This window comes from Micromonospora sp. DT15, from assembly GCF_049841475.1.
GTDB lineage: Bacteria > Actinomycetota > Actinomycetes > Mycobacteriales > Micromonosporaceae > Micromonospora.
Window position 1 is genome coordinate 53,915 of the sequence record NZ_JBNCKJ010000018.1, and the last position, 19,962, is coordinate 73,876.

General features: G+C 72.3%; 17 protein-coding genes. 2 read left to right on the forward strand and 15 right to left on the reverse strand.

Going from position 1 to position 19,962, the window contains the following annotated elements; genetic code table 11:
- Positions 1-14: 14 nt before the first annotated feature.
- The 6 genes from ACLQ3F_RS30285 to ACLQ3F_RS30310 form a co-directional block, all read right to left on the reverse strand.
- Positions 15-491: a heme-degrading domain-containing protein gene (locus ACLQ3F_RS30285; protein WP_355010264.1), complete on the reverse strand. Its 477-nt coding sequence runs from the start codon at positions 489-491 to the stop codon at positions 15-17.
- A 48-nt stretch (positions 492-539) separates the two neighbouring features.
- Complete coding sequence (locus ACLQ3F_RS30290) at positions 540-2,000, reverse strand: SDR family NAD(P)-dependent oxidoreductase (RefSeq protein ID WP_357198646.1); 1,461 nt, start codon at positions 1,998-2,000, stop codon at positions 540-542.
- A gap of 128 nt (positions 2,001-2,128) precedes the next feature.
- A complete protein-coding gene (locus ACLQ3F_RS30295) occupies positions 2,129-3,034 on the reverse strand; it encodes a siderophore-interacting protein (RefSeq protein WP_425853012.1) in 906 nt (301 codons plus the stop codon).
- A gap of 25 nt (positions 3,035-3,059) precedes the next feature.
- On the reverse strand, positions 3,060-5,159 hold the full coding sequence (locus ACLQ3F_RS30300; RefSeq protein ID WP_425853091.1) for an iron ABC transporter permease: 2,100 nt from the start codon (positions 5,157-5,159) through the stop codon (positions 3,060-3,062).
- A 5-nt stretch (positions 5,160-5,164) separates the two neighbouring features.
- Complete coding sequence (locus ACLQ3F_RS30305) at positions 5,165-6,148, reverse strand: ABC transporter substrate-binding protein (RefSeq protein ID WP_425853014.1); 984 nt, start codon at positions 6,146-6,148, stop codon at positions 5,165-5,167.
- Between the two features lie 31 nt (positions 6,149-6,179).
- Positions 6,180-7,013 (reverse strand): ABC transporter ATP-binding protein, encoded by an 834-nt coding sequence (locus ACLQ3F_RS30310; protein ID WP_425853016.1) that lies wholly within the window; start codon positions 7,011-7,013, stop codon positions 6,180-6,182.
- A gap of 113 nt (positions 7,014-7,126) precedes the next feature.
- Here ACLQ3F_RS30310 and ACLQ3F_RS30315 point away from each other — a divergent pair, with 113 nt between their 5' ends.
- Positions 7,127-10,306: a BTAD domain-containing putative transcriptional regulator gene (locus ACLQ3F_RS30315; RefSeq protein ID WP_425853018.1), complete on the forward strand. Its 3,180-nt coding sequence runs from the start codon at positions 7,127-7,129 to the stop codon at positions 10,304-10,306.
- Between the two features lie 30 nt (positions 10,307-10,336).
- Here ACLQ3F_RS30315 and ACLQ3F_RS30320 read toward each other — a convergent pair whose 3' ends face one another.
- From ACLQ3F_RS30320 to ACLQ3F_RS30330, 3 genes are all read right to left on the reverse strand, one after another.
- A complete protein-coding gene (locus tag ACLQ3F_RS30320; protein ID WP_425853020.1) occupies positions 10,337-10,855 on the reverse strand; it encodes a hypothetical protein in 519 nt (172 codons plus the stop codon).
- Between the two features lie 135 nt (positions 10,856-10,990).
- A complete protein-coding gene (locus tag ACLQ3F_RS30325; protein ID WP_425853022.1) occupies positions 10,991-11,818 on the reverse strand; it encodes an ABC transporter permease in 828 nt (275 codons plus the stop codon).
- Positions 11,815-12,795: an ATP-binding cassette domain-containing protein gene (locus ACLQ3F_RS30330; protein WP_355010271.1), complete on the reverse strand. Its 981-nt coding sequence runs from the start codon at positions 12,793-12,795 to the stop codon at positions 11,815-11,817. The genes ACLQ3F_RS30325 and ACLQ3F_RS30330 overlap by 4 nt, the downstream gene beginning before the upstream one ends.
- A 539-nt stretch (positions 12,796-13,334) precedes the next feature.
- Here ACLQ3F_RS30330 and ACLQ3F_RS30335 point away from each other — a divergent pair.
- Positions 13,335-14,036 carry a hypothetical protein gene (locus ACLQ3F_RS30335; RefSeq protein WP_425853023.1) on the forward strand — a complete coding sequence of 234 codons (702 nt, stop codon included), beginning with the start codon at positions 13,335-13,337 and terminating at the stop codon, positions 14,034-14,036.
- Between the two features lie 423 nt (positions 14,037-14,459).
- Here ACLQ3F_RS30335 and ACLQ3F_RS30340 read toward each other — a convergent pair whose 3' ends face one another.
- Genes ACLQ3F_RS30340 through ACLQ3F_RS30365 form a run of 6 tightly spaced genes read right to left on the reverse strand, consistent with a single transcriptional unit; the run spans position 14,460 to position 19,927 of the window.
- On the reverse strand, positions 14,460-15,263 hold the full coding sequence (locus ACLQ3F_RS30340) for a methyltransferase domain-containing protein (protein WP_357260852.1): 804 nt from the start codon (positions 15,261-15,263) through the stop codon (positions 14,460-14,462).
- 51 nt (positions 15,264-15,314) lie between these two features.
- A complete protein-coding gene (locus tag ACLQ3F_RS30345; RefSeq protein WP_355010079.1) occupies positions 15,315-16,085 on the reverse strand; it encodes an ABC transporter ATP-binding protein in 771 nt (256 codons plus the stop codon).
- Entirely contained in the window at positions 16,085-16,828 is a 744-nt protein-coding gene (locus ACLQ3F_RS30350; RefSeq protein WP_425853025.1) for an ABC transporter ATP-binding protein, read from the reverse strand. The genes ACLQ3F_RS30345 and ACLQ3F_RS30350 overlap by 1 nt, the downstream gene beginning before the upstream one ends.
- Positions 16,825-17,844 carry a branched-chain amino acid ABC transporter permease gene (locus ACLQ3F_RS30355; RefSeq protein WP_425853027.1) on the reverse strand — a complete coding sequence of 340 codons (1,020 nt, stop codon included), beginning with the start codon at positions 17,842-17,844 and terminating at the stop codon, positions 16,825-16,827. The genes ACLQ3F_RS30350 and ACLQ3F_RS30355 overlap by 4 nt, the downstream gene beginning before the upstream one ends.
- Positions 17,841-18,737, reverse strand: a complete 897-nt coding sequence (locus ACLQ3F_RS30360) for a branched-chain amino acid ABC transporter permease (RefSeq protein ID WP_425853030.1) — start codon at positions 18,735-18,737, stop codon at positions 17,841-17,843. Before ACLQ3F_RS30360 ends, ACLQ3F_RS30355 begins: the two co-directional genes overlap by 4 nt.
- On the reverse strand, positions 18,734-19,927 hold the full coding sequence (locus tag ACLQ3F_RS30365) for an ABC transporter substrate-binding protein (protein WP_425853031.1): 1,194 nt from the start codon (positions 19,925-19,927) through the stop codon (positions 18,734-18,736). The genes ACLQ3F_RS30360 and ACLQ3F_RS30365 overlap by 4 nt, the downstream gene beginning before the upstream one ends.
- Positions 19,928-19,962 lie beyond the last annotated feature (35 nt).

Below are 19,962 nucleotides of genomic sequence, written 5' to 3' on the forward strand. Positions count from 1 at the left end.
CCGCCGGCAACGCCCTATCGGGGGAGCTTGCGGAGGATGTCGACCACGAAACGGTGGTCGTCCAACTGCGGCAGCCCGGAGACACCGACCCAGCCCACCACACCGGTGCCGCGCACGCGCAGGGGTACCGCGCCCCCCGCCGCCGCGTACCGCGAGGCCGGCAGACCGAACCGCTCGGCCAGCGTCACCTGCTTGTCCTGGCACAGCCGGGCCATGTAGAGCGAGGAGTGCTCGAAGCGCATCACCACCCGCCCCTTGCGGCGCAGCCACGCGTCGTTGTCCGCCGTCGACCCCGGCAGGCCACAGTGGAACAGCTGCCGCCCGGCCCGCCACACGCCCACCGAGACCGGCAGCCGCTGCTCGGTCGCGGCGGCGACGGCGAGCATCCCCAGCTCGTACGCGTCGGTCTCGGACAGGCCCGCGAGCTCCAGCTCGTTCTCCTCGCGCAGCAGCTCGTCGAGCGTCGGCCACGATTCACGGTCAGCTGACATGTTCTTCTCCTTGTTGGTGCGGGCGATCATCCTCGTCGCTCGGGGCGATCACCAGGCGCAGGGCGCGTAGTCCTTCAGGAAACAGCCGTACAGATCCTCGCCCTGTTCGCCGCGGACGATCGGGTCGTACACCCGGGCCGCGCCGTCGACCAGATCCAGTGGGGCGTGGAAGCCCTCGTCGGCCAGCCGCATCTTCGTCGGGTGAGGGCGTTCGTCGGTGATCCAGCCGGTGTCGACGCTGGTCATCAGGATGCCGTCGGTCAACATCTCCTCGGCGCTGGTGCGGGTCAGCATGTTCAGCGCCGCCTTGGCCATGTTGGTGTGCGGGTGCCCCGGCCCCTTGTAACCGCGGCCGAACTGACCCTCCATGGCCGACACGTTCACCACGTACTTGCGGCGGGCCGACGCGGCGGCCATCGCCGGGCGCAACCGGCTGACCAGCACGAACGGCGCGGTGACGTTGCACAGCTGCACTTCGAGCAGCTCGACCGGGTCCACCTCCTGGACCCGCTGGACCCAGCTGTTGACCGAGTCGAGGTCGGGCACGAGCCCGCCGGCGTCGATGGCGGTGGACGCCGCGATCCGTTCCGGCGAGGCCGAACCGCTGGTCAGTGCCAGCGCGGTGAGCGCGTGCGGAGTGAGCGCCGTCGACTGTGGGCCGGCGGTCAGGGTGCCCACCGGGCCGCCCTGCGCGTCCGGCTTGGCGAACGTGATCAGCTCCGGCAGCGGGCCGTCCGGCAGGGCCGCGGCCTCGGCGGCGATGAGCTGCGCGTACGCCCCGGGGGACCGGCGGACGGTCTGCGCCGCGTTGTTGATCAGGATGTCGAGGGGGCCCTGGCTGCTGACGTCGTCAGCGAGGGCGATCACCTGGGCGGGGTCGCGCAGGTCGATCCCGACGATCCGCAGCCGGTGCAGCCAGTCGGCGCTGTCGGGCATCGCGGCGAAGCGGCGGACCGCGTCGTGCGGGAACCGGGTCGTCACCGTCGTGTGCGCGCCGTCGCGCAGCAGCCGCAGCGCGATGTACATGCCGATCTTGGCCCGGCCGCCGGTGAGCAGCGCACGGCGGCCGGTCAGGTCGGTGCGGGCGTCGCGGCGCTCACGGTTCAGCGCGGCGCAGGACGGGCAGAGCTGGTGGTAGAAGGCGTCCACCTCGCGGTAGCGCTGCTTGCAGACGTAGCAGCCGCGGGCGTTGTGCAGGAAGCCGGCCGTCTCGCCCGCGACGGAGGACGCGAGCGGAATGCCCTGCGTCTCGTCGTCGATCCGGCCCGGAGCGCCGGTGGCGGTGGCCTCCGTCACCGCGCGGTCGGCGGCGAGGATGGCGTCCCGCCGCTCCTCCCGCCGCCGCTGCTTGATCACCTTGTAGAGCCGGGCGGTGGCCCGCTGCACCTGCACCACGTCGGGGTGGTCGGAGGGCAGCGCCTCCAATTCCTCGAAGACGCTGAGGCAGGCCTCCAGCCGGCTTCGGTCAATACCCTCTTGACCGTTTTCGGTAATGTTGTCCACCGTCATGCGTCGTTGTCTCGTCCCGTATCCCGGACCGGCTCCAGCCGGCCCGCCCCAAGTCCGACCCGAAACGGTACGCGCCTCACGGCCTCCGACGCACCTCGCGGCCGCCCGGCGTGGTGCGCCTCGCGGCGCTAGGCGGCGTCGGAGTGTCCGAGACGCCAGTAGCCCATGAAGGCGACCGCCCGCCGGTCCAGACCCCGCTCGGCGACCAGGTGCCGGCGCAGGTTGCGGATGACGCCGGCCTCCCCGGCCAGCCACGCGTAGAGCGGCGCCGGGGCCACCTGCTCGGGCACCTCCCACAGGATCTCGGTGTCCACGTCGACGTCCGGCACGGGCTGGGCGGCTGTCGACGCGCCGGGGGCCAGCAGCTCCCCGGCCGCGGCGACGACGGCGGGCACCAGTCGGCTGCCGTACCCGTCGGCGCCCCGGGCCAGCCAGCGGATCTCGACGCCGGGCGGTGCGAGCAGCGGCAACACGTCGGCGGCGTCGGGCACCTCCAGCACGACGGTGCCCCGGGCGTCGAGGGGAAGTCGCTCGCAGATGCTGCTGATCGCCGGCACGGCGGTCTCGTCCCCGGCCAGCAGCACGGTGCCGCCGGCGGACTGTCGAAATTCGACCCCGCCGTGGTTGCCGTCGTAGCCGGCATCTGGCCCGACCAGGGCGATCTCGTCGCCGACGCTGGCCCGCCGCGCCCAGCGCGTCGCCGGGCCACTGTCGCCGTGCAGCACCAGGTCGACGTCGACCTCGGCCAGGTGCGGGCGGACCGCCCGGACGGTGTAGGTGCGGATCGGGTTGCGCAGATGCTCGGGCAGGGCCCGCCACGTCGCGTACCAGTCCGCGCCCTCCGGCAGGGTCGCCCGGTCCTGACCGGGCAGCGGCAGCGCCAGCTTGATCCGCTGGTCGTAACCGTTGTCGGCGAAGCGGTCCAGGTTCGCCCCGGTGAAGGTCACCCGGGTGAAGGACGGGCTCAGGCGGCGTACCGCGCGGACGGTGACGGTGAACACGCGCCACGGGGCGATGGGCAGGGTCTCGGTCATGGTGCCTCTCTCGACTCGGGCGGCTCTACCGGGTGGTGCTCGCCACGGCGCGGGAGCGCCACAGCAGCCAGACGAAGTACGGGGTGCCGATCATGGCGGTGACCAGGCCGGCGGGGATCTGGGCCGGCGCGATGACCGTCCGACCGAAGGTGTCGGCGATGCTGACCAACGCCGCGCCGAGCAGGGCGGCCACCGGGAGCACCCGGGAGTGCCGGCCGCCGACGAGCGCCCGCGCGGCGTGCGGGGCGACCAGACCGACGAAGCCGATGACCCCGACGGCCGAGACGGCGGTGGAGGTGAGCAGCGCCGCCGCGCCGAGCGCGATCAACCGGGTGCGTTCCAGCCGGACGCCCAGCACGCGGGGGGTGTCGTCGTCCAGCGCCATCAGGTCGAGCTCCCGGCGGGCGGCGACAACGGCCGGGGTGAGCACCAGCAGCGCGATCGCCACCGGCAGCACCTGGGTGGGCATCCGACCGTAGGTGGACCCGGACAGCCAGGTCAACGCCTTCCCGGTGTTCCACGGGTCGAAGGCCACGACCAGGTAGGTGATGACCGCCATGCCGCCCTGCCAGGCGCCGAAGCCGATCAGCACGAGTCGGTCGGAGCTCAGCCCGCCGCGCCAGGCCAGGCCGTAGACCAGGGCGAACGCCAGCATCGCGCCGAGTCCGGCGACGCCGGAGACCGCCCACACCCCGGCCAGCGGCACGAAGGTGAGCAGGGAGACCGCGCCGAGCCCGGCGCCGGCGGTGATGCCGAGGATGCCGGGTTCGGCCAGCGGATTGCGGCAGACCGCCTGCACTGTGGTGCCGGCTACCGCGAGCGCCGCGCCGGCCAGGACCGCCGCGGCGACGCGCGGCCACCGCTGGTCCAGCACGAAGGTGTACGCGGGCCCGGTGCTGCCGTTGACCCAGTTGACGACGTCACCGAGCAGCACCCAGGTGTCACCGGCGAGCATGCCGACCGCCACCGCGCAGACGGTCAGGACGGCGGTGACGGCGACGACGCCGCGGTGGAAGGCGGCGGAGCGGACGGCCGCGTGCCCGCCGGGCGGACGACGGGTGGGGCCGGCGTCGCGGTGCCGGCGGGCCAGCCAGATGAGGATCACCGCGCCGAACAGTGTGGTGACCACGCCGGTGGGGATGTCGACCCCGGCCTGCCCGCCCATCACGGCCCGCAGCAGCACGTCGGAGCCGAGCACGATGATGACCCCGACGATGCCGGACAACGGCAGCAGGACGCGGTGGCGGTGCACGCCCGGCACCACGGGGGCGAGCAGCCTGACGATCACGGGTGCGCACAGGCCGACGAAGCCGACCGGGCCGGTGAGGGTGACGGCCGCCGCGGAGAGCAGCACGGCCAGCACCATGACGGTGAGCCGGGTGCGCCGCACGTCGAGGCCGAGCACTGTGGCGGTGTCGTCGCCGAGGGCGAGGATGTCGAGGCGGTGCCCGAGCAGCACGAGCACGATGGCGGCGCCGACGATCACCGGGGCGAGTTGGGTCAGCGCGGTCAGGTCGCTCTGCACCAGCGAGCCGTTCCCCCAGGCGAACAGCCCGATGGTGGCCTGCTCGAACAGGAGCAGCAGCAGGGTGGTCACCGACCCGAGCGCCAGCGCGGTCGCCGAGCCGGCGAGGATCAGCCGGGTGGTGCCGGCCTGCCCACCGGAGGACATCGCCATCACCAGGCCGGCGGCGGCCAGCCCGCCGCCGAAGGCGAGGCCGCCGGCGGGCAGCGCGGGCAGTGAGACGCCGAACGCGGCGACGGCGACGATCGCCAGGTGGGCGCCCGCGTTGACAGCGAGGGTATCGGGGGACGCGAGCGGGTTGCGGGCGATCGACTGCAACGCCGCCCCGGCGAACCCGAGCGCCACGCCGATGGCGAGCCCGGCGAGCAGCCGGGGCAGGCGGGACGCGATCAGGACGCGGGCCGCCTCATCGTCGGCGCCGGTCGCGAGCCGCAGCAGGTCGAGGGCGCCGACGTTCGAGGTGCCCTGGGTGAGGTGCACCGCGCCGACCACGAGCAGCAGCAGGATCGCGGCGGCGAAGACGACGGCGATGCGGGGCACGGCCAGGCGTCCGCCCGGAGCCGGCCGGGTGGCCGGCTCCGGGCGTGGGGGCGCGTTCAGCACGCTCACACCGTGTACGTCTTGACGAGTTCGTCGATGTACTGCTTGCCGGAGAGCGGACCGCCGAAGGTCCAGATGCCGCTGGGCATCTTGTGCAGGTTGCCCTTCTGCACGAAGGGCAGCGACTTCCAGATGGCGTTGCCGGCGAGACCGTCGGCGAACACGTCGTCGCCGTCGGATGCGTTGTAGAAGAGGTGCGTGTCCGGGTCCTTGAGGACCGTCATGCCCTCGACGTCGGTCTGGCCCAGGCCCCACACCTCATCGGTCTTGCCGGTCCAGGCGTTGGTGAGGCCGAGTTGGATGCCGATCTGGGAGACCAGCGCGCCAGTGCCGAACATCCGGATGCTGACGGTGCTGCCCTCCTTCCAGCCGTCGGCGATGGCGAACGGTCGGCCGGCGGCACCCGCGTCGGCGATCTTCTTCTTGCCGTCGGCGATGGCCGCGTCGAAGTCGGTAAGCAGCTTCTCCGCCTGCGCGGTCTTGCCGACCGCCTTCGCGATCATGGTGAGGTCGGTGCGCATCCGGCCCAGGTTGTCGGTGGCGTCACTGCCCTTGGCGACCACGACGGGGGCGTACTTCTCCAGCTGACTGATCATGTTGGCGCCCCGGTCGTCCTCCATCACGATGAGGTCGGGCTGGAGGGCGACGATCGAGTCGACGCTGGGCTCGCCACGGGTGCCGACGTCCTTGACGCCGGGGTCGAGCTTCGCCGAGGTGACCCAGGTGCTGTAGCCCTTCGGGTCGGCCACGCCGACCGGCATGACGCCCAGGCTGACCAGCATCTCGACCTCACCCCACTCGAGACCGACGACCTTGGTCGCCGGGGCCTTGAGGGTGATCTCCTTGCCTCGGCTGTCGGTGAGGGTGACCGGCCCGCCGGCGGCCGAGGCGGAGGTCTCGGGGGTGGCGGTCTTCTCGGTCGTGCCGCAGGCGCCGAGCGTCAGCGCGGCCACGACGGCGATGAGGGCGGTGAAACGGGTACGGGTCATGACGGTCTTTCTCTGCTGTGGATGGGGGTGTTCAGACCAGGGTGCGGATCTGGTGCCGCCCGACCGGGCGGGTGGTGACCAGTCCGCTGACCGGATCGGTGGTCACCTCGATGCGGATCCCGTAGGTCTCGGTGAGGGCGTTCTCGGTGAACACCGTCGCCGGGGTGCCGGTGGCGCGGACCCGGCCCTGCTGCAACAGGACCACCTCGTCCGCCACTGCGGCTGCCTGGTTGAGGTCGTGCAGTACGACGCCGACGGCGACGCCGTGATCGTCCGCGAGGTCACGGACCAGGTCGAGGATCTCCACCTGGTAGCGCAGGTCGAGGAACGTGGTGGGTTCGTCGAGGAGCAGGACCGGGGTGTTCTGGGCGAGGCAGGTGGCCAACCAGACCCGCTGCAACTCGCCTCCGGAGAGTTCGTCGACGGGACGGTCGGCCATCGCGGCCACGCCGGTGACGTCCATGGCGCGTGCGATGGCGGCGGGGCCGTCCGGGTCCTCGGTGCGCCAGCGCCCCCGGTAGGGGTGGCGGCCGTAGCCGACGACGTCGCGGACGGTGACGCCGCTGGGCACCGGCCGGCTCTGGGCGAGCAGCGTGACCCGCCGGGCGAACTCCCGGGCCGCGAGGCTGGCGGCCGTGACGCCGTCGGCGAGGTGCACGATTCCGGCCTCGATCGGGTGCAGCCGGGCCAGAGCCCGCAGCAGGGTGGACTTGCCGCTGCCGTTGGGCCCCACCAGTGCGGTGACGGCACCCGCGCGGAGGTCGATCGCGGCACCGTGTACCACCGGCACACCGTGATAGCCCAGACGGAGGTCGACGCCGGACAGGCTGCGCTCCCCGTTGACCGACGCCAACTCGTTCTGCATGAGGTTAGGCTAACCTAACCGAATGACGGCCTGTCAAGCCGGTCGCGCGGCCGTGACCGGCCGGACGGACCGGTGCTCGTCGGGCCCGTGCGCGCGTGGGGGATGCTGGGTCCGTGCACATCGCGACCCTCGGCCCACTCGCCGTCGACGGCAAGCCCGTTCGAGGTGAACGGCTCGCGGCGGTGCTCCGCGCGCTCGTCGACGCGCGGGGGCGAGCGGTCTCCGTGAGCCTGCTCGTCGACGCCGTCTGGGACGGCGTGCCACCCGACGACGCGACCGGCGCCGTCCAGGCGCTCGTGTCCCGGGTACGTCGCCTCGGGCTGCCCGTGGTCGCGGTGCCGGGTGGCTACCGGCTGCCCGCCGACGAGATCACCATCGACGCGGTCGAGGCACGCGCGCTCGTCGACCGGGCGCGCACCCTGCTCCAAGCGGGCGACGCCGGCGCCGCCCGCAGCACTGCCGATCAGGCGCGGGCCCTGTTCCCCGAGGTTCCCGAACTCGACACCACAGAGGACACCCGCCTGTTCGCCGAGGTCGCCGCGCTACGCGCGCAGGCGGCACTCGCCGGCGCGGGCCCGTACGACGAGGTCGACCTGGGCCGACTCGCCGCGCGGACACCGCCGGACGAGCCCTCCGCCGCCCTGCTCGTCCGGGTGCTCGCCGCCCAGGGGCGGGAGGCGGAGGCGCTGGAGGTGGTCGAGCGGCTGCGCGCCGACCTGGCCGACCGCTACGGCACCGACCCATCACCCGTGATCACACAGGTCCACCTGGCGCTGCTGCGCGGCGAGCTGACTACCCCGGCCGTCGAGCCCTCGCCCCGGCAGCCGATGCGGATCGCCCTGCCCGCCGCGTGGCGTCGGCCGATGACCGCCCTCGTCGGCAGGGAACGCGACGTCGCGACAGTGGTGGAGGGACTCGCCGACGCGCCTCTGGTGACGATCGTGGCAGCCGGCGGCGCGGGCAAGACCCGTCTTGCCGCCGAGGTGACGCGTCGCGCGGCGGCGGCCGGGCAGTCGGTACGCGTGATCGAACTGGCCGGCCTGCGCTCGTCCGACGAGGTGCTGCCCACGGTGCTCGCGGCCCTCGGGGGTGCGGACACCTCGGCGACCGGCGGCAACCTCGGCCTGGAGCGGCGGGTGCTCAACCCCGCAGAACGGCTTCGCGCCGTGGCACCCGACCTCGACGGGTTGGTCGTGCTGGACAACTGCGAACACGTCCTCGACGCGGTGGCCACCGTCGTCGCGGACCTGGTCGCGGTGACCTCGCCCGAGGTCACCGTGCTCGCGACGAGCCGGGCACCGCTGGGCCTGGCCGGCGAACTGGTCCACCGGCTGACCGCCCTGCCGGACAGCGACGCGCTCGCCCTGATCGAGACCCGGGCGAGGGCCGGTGGCGCGGTGCCCACCTGGGACACGACGCGGGCACTCGCTCTGTGCCACCGGCTCGACAACCTGCCGCTGGCACTCGAACTCGCCGCCGCGCGACTGCGCAGCATGCCGATCGACGACGTCCTCGCCGGTCTGAGCGACCGCTTCGCGCTGCTCGACGACGCCCTGCGCGGCCTGCCGGAGCGCCACGCGAGCCTGTGGGCGATGGTCGACTGGAGCAGGGAGTTACTCGCCGAGGACGACCGTGACCTGCTCCAGCGGGTCGCGGTCATCCCCGCGCCGTTCACCGCGGGCCTCGCCGCGGCGGTCGCCCAGACTTCGGATGTCCGTCGTGGACTGGCGACACTCGTGGAACAGTCCCTGCTGACCCTCGTCGAGGGGGACGGTCCACCGCGCTACCGCATGCTCGAAACGGTCCGCGAGTACGGCGAAGCCCGCCTCGACGCGGTGGGTGCACGGGGTCCGGCCATGGGCGGCCTGGTCGAGTGGGCGCGGGAGCAGGCGGTCGCGCTCGCCGACCAGTTCGTCGGCCCCGGTCAGATCGACGCGCTCACCCGCTGCGCCGACGAGCAGGACAACCTGGTCGCGGGTCTGCGCTGGGCACTCGGGCAGGACGACGAGCCGGCCGCCGTCGAGGTCGCCACCGCGCTGTTCCACCTCTGGGCGGTTCGGGGACTGCACCTGGAAGTGTCCGGGTGGGCGGCGGGTCTGCTGCACGTCGAGGACCCGAAGCGACGGCTCCACTCCGCGATCACGTACGGCCGCCGCAGCGGCAGACCGCTGCCCAACGCCGACCGGCTGGCCTGGATGTGCCTGTTGACCGGGGTCAACGCCGGCATCAGCGGCGACCTCCGGCTCGCAGTGCTCGCCCGTCGGGCACTTCGGACAGTTCTCGCCGACCGGCCGGACGAGGTGTCGTCCCGGTTCACCGTTATCGCGACTGCGCTACCCCTGTTCGACGCCGTCGACCCGGAGGAGAGCATGAAGGGCACCGTCGAGATGGTCGGGCACCCCGACCCGTACGTGCAGGGGCTCGGCCTGTTCGCCCGCGCCGCGGTCCGGGAGAACGGTGGCATGCACGAGGCGTCGATCGTCGACGCCGAGCAGGCCTACCGTCGTTTCGAGATGGCCGGCGACCAGTGGGGCATGGCGATGGCGGCGGGTGCCGTCGGGCAGTTCCTGGTGCCGGGCGAGGGTGCCCGGTCCGCCGAGTGGCTCGCGCGCAGCGTCCGCCACATGGAGCTGATCGGTGCCACGCAGGATGCCCGGTCCATCCGGGTGCGGCTGGACGTGCAGCTCGCCCTCGCCGGCGACCCGGACGCCGAGCGGCGGCTGGTCGAGACGGCGGCGCCGGGCGAAGCCGAGGCCGTGGACGCCGCGGTGGCGTGCCTCGGGCTGGCCCACGTGGCGTGGCAGCGCGAGCGGTACGACGAAGCCCGGGCGTACGGCGACGGGGTGATCCGCATCCTGGCCGGCTGGACCGGCCCGCCGCCACAGCCACGCGCCATGCTCCGGGTCGCGGTGGCGGTTCTGCACCTGCGGGTGGCGCAGGTGCGACCGGTGCCGGGAGAGAACGCCGACGCGCGCGCGGCCGCCGCACTGAGCCTCGCCAGCGACGAGGCGCTCTCCTCACGGGACCTGCCGGTCATCGGGGCATGGGCGCAGGGCGGCGCCGAACTCGCCGCGCACCGGGGCGACGTGGCGGCGGCTCGCGAGCTGTTCGCGCTCGCGACGCGCATCGGCACCCACGCCGGGACGTTCTTCCCGCCCGGCGACGCCGAACGACTCAACGCCGCCCTCGGGGACGAGGAGCAACGTGAGCCATTGGTGGCCGTGTGGCGCGGGCGGTCGGTCTCCGCGACCCTCGCCCGGGTCCGCGAGCTGATGGACGACCTGCTCGCCTAGTGCCTGGTGGAGTCTGCCTGGTGGAGTCTGCTACGCCGCCAGTGCCGCGGTGATCGCTCCGATGAGGATCTGTTCCGCCCCGTCGGGAGAGGTGGCGGTCGGTTTTCCCTTGAGGTGCCCCAACGAGCCGTAGACCGTCATCGAGCCGCCGGCGATACCCGGGAAGTCGGTGTCGATCCCGCCGGCGTACGTCTCGGGTCTCCGCAGCAGTTCGTCGCTGGGCAGGTACGCGGGTACCTCGTTCGCGTAGCCGGCGAACAGCAGCTGGCTCGACGTGCCGTATCGCGCCCGGAAGTAGACGGCGTATCCGGACACGATCTCGCCGCCGGCCAGCAGCAGCCGAAGGTCCGGGCTGCCGGCGAATCTCCAGGACTGCAGGGGCACCGGAATCGACGTCGCGAACGTCCCGGCGTCGATCTGCGCGATCATCTGCTGCGCGTGCCGCCGGTAGTAACCCGGCAGGGAAAGGTTGTTCGACCGCACGGCGTAGGCCGCGGACACGTCCCGAAGATTGCCCGCGGTCAGCGTCACATCCAGCGGCAGGCTCACCTCCCGGTAGTGGGTTGTCGTCGGGCCGGCGACCGGGCGTCCCGGCCGCAGTGTTGCTGCCGTCGGCGGTGCATCCCGCCGGGCCAGCATTCGGCCACGGCGCCGGCAGGTCGAGGTGCCGACGCCGTGACCAGGTCAGATCTTCTTCCGGTACGCGCGCAGCGCCAGCGGCATGAACACCGCGACGAAGCCGGCGCACCAGGCGAGCGTCCACCACACGTGGTTGTCCAGTGGGGTGCCGAGGAACAGCCCGCGCACCGACGCCACCAGGTGGGTCATCGGGTTGACGTCCACGAACGCCTGCATCCAGCCCGGCAGCGTGTCGGCGCCGACGAACACGTTCGACGCGAAGCTCAGCGGCATGATCAGTGCGAACATCAGACCCTGTACGGCACCCGGGGTGCGCACCTTCATCGACACGAAGACCGGCAGCCAGCTCAGGCAGAGCGCGAACAGCACCGCGAGCAGACACCCGGCGATGGCCCGGAACACGTCGGTCTCGATCCGGAAACCCATCACGTAGCCGATCGCGAGGGTCGACACGGTGACGATCACGTACCGGACGACGTCGCCGAGGACCGCGCCGACCAGTGGGGCCGAGCGGGGGATCGGCAACGACCGGAACCGGTCGAAGATGCCCTTGGCGATGTCGGTGTTGAGGTTGACGCCGATCGCGATGGCACCGGTCGCGATCGTCTGCGCCAGGATGCCGGGCAGCAGGAACTGCAGGTAGTCGTGGGTCGAGCCGGCGACCGCGCCGCCGAAGACGTACACGAAGATGATGAGGAACAGCACCGGTTGCAGGGTGACGTCGATGAGCGCCTCGGGCGTACGCCAGGTCTTGATGAGGCTGCGTTTGGCGAGTGCCAACGAGTGCCGGACCAGTCGAAACGGTCGCGGGTGCGCGGTGATCGTCGACAGCGCCCGGTTCCGGGTGGGTGGTGCGTCGGTCAGAGTGCTCATGCCGCGACCTCCGTGGGGCGGGTGGTGTCGTCTTCTGATGCCGTACGCCCGGTGAGGGTGAAGAACACCTCGTCGAGGCTCGGCAGGTGCAGCGAGAGTTCGGTGACCGCGATGCCGGCCGTGGCGAAGCGCGCGACGCTCTCGGTCAAAGCCGCGTCGTCGGTGACCGGCACCGCGAGGACACCCTTGCGGATCTCGTCGGCCTGCGCGCCGGAGCCGACCTGAGTCAGGATCTCCGCGGTACGCGGCAGGTGCGCCGGGTCGGACGGCCGGACCTCCAGGGTCTGCCCGCCAACCACCCGCTTGAGCCCGTCGGGTGTGTCGTGTGCGATCACCCGGCCGTGGTCGATCACCGTGATCGCGTCGGCGAGCGCGTCGGCCTCTTCCAGGTACTGCGTGGTGAGCAGCACTGTCGAGCCGTTGCTGACAAGCGTGCGGACCACGCCCCACATGTCCTCGCGTTTGGCCGGATCGAGCCCGGTCGTCGGCTCGTCCAGGAAGATCACGTCGGGCGAGCCGACGAGGCTGGCGGCCAGGTCCAGCCGTCGCCGCATGCCACCGGAGTAGGTCTTGGCCTGACGGTTCGCGGCATCGGTCAGGTCGAACCAGTCGAGCAGTTCGGCGGCCCGCCGCCGGGCGCCGCTGCGCCCCAACTCCAGCAGGGTGCCGAACAGCTCCAGGTTCTGCCGACCGGTCAGGTCCTCGTCGACCGAGGCGTACTGGCCGGTCAGTCCGATGCTCTGACGAACGCGTTCGGCGTCCCGCACCACGTCGAAACCACCGATCCGGGCGGTTCCGCCGTCCGGGGTCAGCAGGGTGGAGAGGATGCGAACGGCGGTCGTCTTACCGGCGCCGTTGGGGCCGAGCACCCCGAGCACCGTCCCCCGGGGCACGGCGAGGTCCACGCCCTGCAGCGCCCTCGTCTTCCCGAACGTCTTCACGAGGCCCTCGGCCTCGATCACCAGGTCAGCTGTCATGCGTACAGCATGCGCGGGTCCGCCGACACCGCCCCGACACGCCACCGACATCGGCTGACAAGGCCTGACACCGCAGTCGTCGAGGGGGAGGGCGGCCAGGGTGTGCGCGTCCACACCGACGGCCGGCGCCACGATATGCTGGCCACGGCAGAGCGCCTGCCAGCGCCCGATGTGGTGGCCCACGCCCGACCACATGCTTGGGGCCAAGAGTCTCCGACTCCGCGCCGATGTGTCGACTCTCGGCGTGCCGGTCACGCCGTCCGTTCGGTGGAGTGCGTGGGGCTGCACCGGAGGCGTCATGTCTGATCCCACCCCCCCGACGGACCCCGGCCCCGGGACGCGCCCGCAAACGCGCCATCCGGGAGCACGCAGCGCGGGCTGGCGTTGCCTACTCGGAGGCGGCCCGGCAGCTCGAGTCGGTCGGCCTTCGGCCCGGCGAAACCCTTTCCCGGTACGGGCGGACGATCTATCCGATCGGGTTCGACCCGCATCGCCAGCTGCTCGTCGAACGCCGTGAGCGGCGGTCGTTCGAGGAGCGGGTGTCGGACACCAGGCGGGCCGCGGCCCTGCCTCATGGGCGTGCGCGGCACCTCGTCGAGCGGTTCCCGCCCAGCCGCGGGCGTACCGGCAGCGGGGTCGGCTCGCTCTATCACGGCGAGGGCCGCGAGGAACTGCTCGCGATGCTGTACATCGTGATCGTGGCCGAGTCGCCGGGGTTGCTGCCGGAGGTGGGCGACCTCGCCTGGATCGCCGAACTCGGCGAGGACACCGCACTCGACACGGCGTGCGCCGAAGTCGACAGGGAGGCCCGCCGCCTGCTCGACCAGGAGCCACTGGCCCTCTGGTCGCGCATCCAGAAGGCGCTGACCGTGGCCGGACGCAGCGTGGACGGGCAGGTCCGCCAGGAGGCGATCCGGCAGAGCGCGCTGTTGGGCACGATGATGACCCCGCGTCTGGGATACGCGGGCGAGCCGTACGTTCCGGGGTTGCCCGTCGCCGGGGTCCGGCAGATCCTCGACGCGCTGCTGATCGTCGCCGACGACGGACACGCGCCGGGCACCCGCGTACGCCTTCTCACACCGCCGCACGACGGGCGCTCAGCCACGATCATCGGCGCCGGCTGGGGTTCGTCCGGTCCACCGGTGGGCTATCTGGTGTGGCTCGACGGAGCGACGGCGCCGCTTTCGGCCCGCCCCGACGACCTGATTGTGCTGGCCGACCAGGAGACCGTTCCGCGCTGAGCCGGGGCGGTCTGGGCCACTGTCGCAAGGATCAGAGTCCAGTAACCCGCCCCACCGTCGTCGATCATGGAGTTGTGGTGGTCAACAAAAGCCGTGAACAGCAACAATTCAGGCACCACAACTCCATGATCCACGGGCCGGGCCCGCCCCCATGCCGCGATCTTGCACTTTCTGTCGTGACATAGGGGTCGTTCCACGCGTATCGACAACCGAAACTGCAAGATCGGCGGGGCGCCGGGCGCCGGGCGCGGGGCGTGAGGGCGTGAGGGCGTGAGGGCGTGAGGGCGGCCGGGCTCCCCTTTGGGGAGCCCGGCCGGTGCGGTCGGCGTCGTCGTAGAGCTGTCCGGGGCGAAGCGGGGGGAGGTGCTGCGCACGGGAGAGGTACGGACGGCGTGACCGCGTTCCGCGCGGTGGTCCGCGTGCTCAGCTCGGCAGACGGCCCCGCGTGGAGACGAAGTGGTACGACATGACGGCGAACCCGGGGTCCCGGAGCAGCCGTCGGAAGGCGTTGAGTTGCTGGGGCGACAGCCCGGCAGCCAGCAGGTCCGGTTCCAACTGGCGGGAGTTGGTCTCGTAGAGCGATGTTCCGGTCGACCCGCCGGCCCAGCTCTGCGAGTGGGTGATGGTGTCCAGGTCGGTCAGGCCGGCGAGGGCCATCTCGGTGTGGACGTCCTGCGCCCATCCCAGGTCGGCGCCGTGGTCCTCCAGGACACCCATCATGGCGTCCATGACCTGCGCGAAGAGCTTCGCTGCGTCGTCGCTGGGCGCGGTCAACACCCGCTGCGGCGCGGTGCAGTCGAACTCCTCGACCACCAGCCACCCGCCGGGCGCCAGCGCGCCGGTGAGGGTACGCAGGACCCGTCGTCGATCGGGAAGGTGCAGCAGCACCAGCCGGGCGTGGATCAGGTCGAACGCGTCCCCGGGTGGCGGTTCGGTGCGCACGTCGTGCTGGCGTACGTGCAGGTTGCCCTCGGCCACCAGGTGTGTGGGGTCGATGTCGGTGGCCAGCACGTGCCCGTCGTCGCCGACCGCGCGGGCCATCCGCCGGGCCATCGAGCCGCCACCGGCCCCGACTTCCCAGCAGGTCGCGCCGGGCTCCAGCACCGGGCGGGCCAGCCGACGTGTCGTGATCGGATCCAGGAAGGACTCCAGCGCGTGCATCTGGGGAACGGCGTCCGGCGCGCCGTTGTCGAAGGTATAGGTGTCGTCGCTCGTAGCGGTTGTCATCGGTGTCTACCTCTCCGTGGAGGGTCGGGTGACTCGAGAATGGTCGGGTGACTACGGGGTGTCGGCCCAGAGCCGAGGGGTCGCTCTGTTGGCCGGGGGCGGCGCAACGGCGGCGACGCTCAACATCGCCGCCAGTGGGGCCGGATCCCGGCGGGCCTCCGCGGTCGGCCGGTCGTAGACCACCCGGCCGTACTCCAGCACCGCCACCCGGTCCGCGAGCTCGATGGCGTACTGGAGTTGCTGCTCCACGAGCAGCACTGTCAGGCCGTCGGCGGCGAGACCGTTGACGAGTTCGCGGACCCGCGCCGCCAGATCGGGCGAGAGCCCCTCACACGGTTCGTCGAGCAGCAGCACCCGGGGTTGGCCGAGCAGCGCACGGGCTATCGCCAGCATCTGCTGCTCGCCACCGGAGAGTTCGCAGCCGCGGTGCCGCAGCCGCACCGCCAGCCTCGGCAGCAACTCCAGGGTGCGGGCGACCGTCCAGCCTTCGCCGCCGGAGGTGGGGGCCCGCCACGGCGCGGCTGCCAGGTGCAGGTGCTCGGCCACTGTCAGCCGGGAGAAGACCCGTCGGCCCTGCGGGACGAGACCGACGCCGGACTGGGCGATGCGATGCGGTTGTCGGCCGGCGACGTGCACGCCGCCGATCTCGATGCGACCGCTGGACGCCCGCACCAGCCCGGCGATGGTGTGCACGAGCGTGCTCTTGCCCGCCCCGTTGCGGCCCACCACGGCCTGGATGCTGCCGGGGCGTACCCGCAGGCTGACCTCGTGCAGGACGATTCCCCCGCCGTAGCCGGCGCAGAGACGATCCACAGTGAGCATCAGGCCACCCCGTCGGCGTAGGCCTGCCGCACCAGCGGCGAGGTACGGATCTCGTCCGGTGTGCCGGCGGCCAACGTCTGACCGTCGCGCAGCACCGTGACCGTGTCGGAGAGGGCGTACACCAGGTCCAGTCGGTGTTCGACCAGTAACACGGCGACCGCCCTGGGCAGTGCCTGGAGGACCTCGACCAGCCGGCCGACCTCGACGGCGGACAGCCCGGCCGCCGGTTCGTCGAGGAGCAGCAGCCGGGGGCGGCCCGCCATCGCCATCGCGATCTCCAACTGGCGTCGTTGCCCGTGGGCGAGGTGCCCGGCGGGCACCGCCGCGACGGCACTGAGCCCCATCTGCTCCAGCATCGGGCCGGCCAGCCGCTGTGCCGCGCGTCGGGGGCCGCCCGGCCACCACCGGCCGCCCGGAATGATCCGTGGCAGCGCGGCCACCACGACGTTCTCCGTCGCGGTGAGCGTCGGGAAGACCGCGGGTCGTTGGTGGATACGGTTGATGCCCCGCCGGGCCCGGGCCGCCGGGCCGAGTCGACCGACGTCCCGTCCGTCGAACCGCACGGTGCCGCGTTGCGGTCGGGTGGACCCGCCGAGGACGTTGAGCAGGGTCGTCTTGCCGGCCCCGTTCGGGCCGATCAACGCGTGCCGTTGGCCGTCGTGGATGCACAGGTCCACGCCGTCGAGTGCGGCGAGCGAGCCGTACCGCACGCTGATTTTCTGGGCTTCCAACAGGCCGGTCATCGGTGCAGCTCCGCAACCTCGGCCTGGTCGTGGGCGGCTGGCTGGTCCGGCTGTGGCGTCCCGGCGCCTGGTGGGCGCAGCCGACCCTGGGCCCGGTTGACACCGGTGGGCAGCAGGTAGACAGTCGCCACGAACAGCGCGCCCAGCACCAGTGGCGCATGGCCGGGCAGCACCCCGAACAGCCAGTCCCGGACGGCGATGACCAACGCCGCACCCACCAGGGCGCCACCCACCGAGGCGGTGCCACCGATGACGACACCGAGCAGCAGCAGCGCTGAGGTGTCGAAGCCGAAGTCGGCGGGGGAGATGTACTGCTGGGCGACGACCAGGAGCGAGCCGGCGGCGCCGGCGATGGCTCCGGCGGCGATGTGCGCGCCGGACAGGTGCAACGCCACCCGGTGACCGCTGGCCCGCAACCGCGTCTCGTCGTCGCGGCCGGCCCGCAGCACCAACCCTGCCCGGGTACGCAGCAGCACCAGCACCGCGCCGACCAGCGTGGCCACGACGACCAGGGCGTACAGGTAACGGGCCTGGTCGTTGGCCAAGGGCGGGAGCCCCCAGAACGGGCGGACCGCGGGGATGCCGGCCAGCCCGTCCGTGCCACCGGTCACCGACCGCCACCGCCCCAGGACGATGACGACGAGTTCACCGATGGCCAGAGTGATCATCAGGACGATCACCCCTCGGGCGTGCACGACGAGCGGCACGGTGAGCGCGGCCAGCAGCGCCCCGGCGGCCGCCGCGACGACGAGCTGCACGACGCCGACGTCGGAGACCCGGCTGCCGACCACGGCGCAGGCGTATGCGCCGGCCGCGTACGGCGCGGTCTGGCCGAGGGTGGGCATGCCGGCGACGCCGGTGAGCAGGGCCACGCTCACCCCGACCACTGCCAGCGCCAGCGTCCGGGCGAGGATCGCCGTGGTGTAGTCGTCGACCACCCAGGGCGCCACGACCAGGCCGACCAGGACGAGCGCCGCGATGCCGCCTCGAACTCGCCGGATCACCTCGCCCCTCATGCCGCCCGCCACCTGCCGGCCAGGCCACGCGCCCGCACGGCCAGCACGGCCGCCATGGCGGCGAAGAGCAGAAACGGCGCGGCGGACGGCAGCAGCGCCACTCCCAACGTCTGGATCTCGCCGATCGCGAGCGCGGCCAGCAGGGTGCCCGCCATCGACCCGAGACCACCGAGGACGACCACCACCAGGCTGAGCAGCAGCACCGTGTCGGCGGTGCCGGTGCCGGGGCCGATGATGGGCGCGCCCAGGACTCCGGCCGCGCCGGCCAGCGCGCCGGCGGCGGCGAGCACACCGGCCCGGATCCGTGCCGGACTCACGCCCAGACAGGCCACCATCTCCGGGTCGTCGACCGCCGCCCGGACCAGCATCCCGGCCCTGGTGCGTCGCACCACCAGGTAGAGGGCGGCGGCGAGCACCGCCGCGACGACGATGAAGACCAACCGGTACGCGGCGTAGCGGTGACCGGCGACCATCACCGACCCCTCCAGGGCTGCGGGCACCTGAACTTGCGGGTTGTCAGGCCCGAAGCCGGCGACGAGCAGGCTGCCGCCGGCCAGCGCCACCCCGAACGTCAGCAGCGCCTGACTCAGGTGATTGCCGGTGGCGACCGGTGTGAGCAGGCCGGCCAGGAGCACCCCCGTCGCGGCGGCGGCCAGCACACCGACAGTCAGCGCCAACGCCAGGCTCGCCCAGCCGCCGTCGAGCAGCGCCGCCGCGGTGTACCCGCCGATCGCGTAGAGCAGGCCGTGCGCCAGGTTGAGGATGTTGGCGACGCCGAAACAGAAGACCAGGCCCGAGGCGGCGACGAACACGAGCAGCCCGTAGGCGACTCCGTCCAACGCCGGGATCAGGTACGGGTCGATCCGGTTCGTGCCGGCCGCCACCACTATCACCGGCCGACGGTCGCGAGGTCGCCCACGACGGTGTTGGACAGCGCCCGGCCGTCCTGGCGGACCTGCCGCAGGTACCACTTCTGCACGGGAGAGTGCGTGGTGGTGGAGAACTGCCAGGTGCCGCGCGGGCTGGCGATCTGCCCGAGTTGGCCGATGGCCGTATTGATGGCCTCGGGGGTCGGGTCGTTTCCGGCCGCGCCGATCGCCCGGTCGAGCACCGCCGCCGCGTCGTACGAGGCCAGCGCGTAGGTCGTCGGCGAACCGTCGTGCTTCGCCTTCCACGCGGCCACGAAGGCGCGGTTCTCGGCGTTGTCGAGGTCGGGCGAGTAGTTGAGCACCGAGTAGATGTCCCGGGCGGCCTCGCCCTGCGCGTTGAGTACGCCGCCCTCGGTGAGGAACCCGGCCGCGTACAACGGGATGTCCTTGATCTCGGACTGGGCGTACTGCTTCACGAAGTCGACGGCGGCGCTGCCGGCGTAGAAGGTGTAGACGGCCGCCGCGCCGGAGGCCTTGATGCGGGCGAAGTACGGCAGGAAGTTGGTGGTGGCCGGGAAGGGAGTGAAGGTCGTCTTGCCGTCGGTGTTCGCGAGCTTCCCGCCGATCTTGCCGAAGGCGTCGGTGAAGCCGCGCAGCTCGTCCCAACCGCCCTGGTAGTCCGGGCCGATCGCGTACACGGAGCCCTTGACGTTGTCGCGGACGTGCTGGGCGATCGCCGCCCCGGGCTCGTCGGAGAGGTACGAGGTGTGCCAGACCCGGGAGACGTCCTTGAGCTCCGGCCGGCCGTTGGAGCCGACCAGTGGCACCTTCGTCTCGTTGAGCAGAGGGGTGACGCCGGCGACCGAGCCGCCACCGACGATGCCGGTGAGCGCGGACACCCGGTCCTGCTTGAGCAGCTTGGTCGCGGCCGGGACGGCGGTCTGCGCGCCGTTGCCCTCGTCCGCGACGACGAGGTCGACCTGCCGGCCGCCCAACTTGCCGTCGTGGGTGTCCAGGTAGAGCTGGAAGCCGTCGCGGATCTCCGTGCCAACAGCCTGGTACGTCCCGGACAGCGACGCGAGCAGGCCGATCTTTATGGAGCCGCCGGCGCTCGTGCCCGGAGCGTCGTCGCCGCAGGCGGTGCTGGTGGCCAGCACGGCGGCGAGCAGCGCGGCGGTGAGGGCACGGCTGCGCCAAGGCGTGGTGAGAGGCATGTCTAACTCCAGAGGAAGGGGAAGTGGTCTCCGGC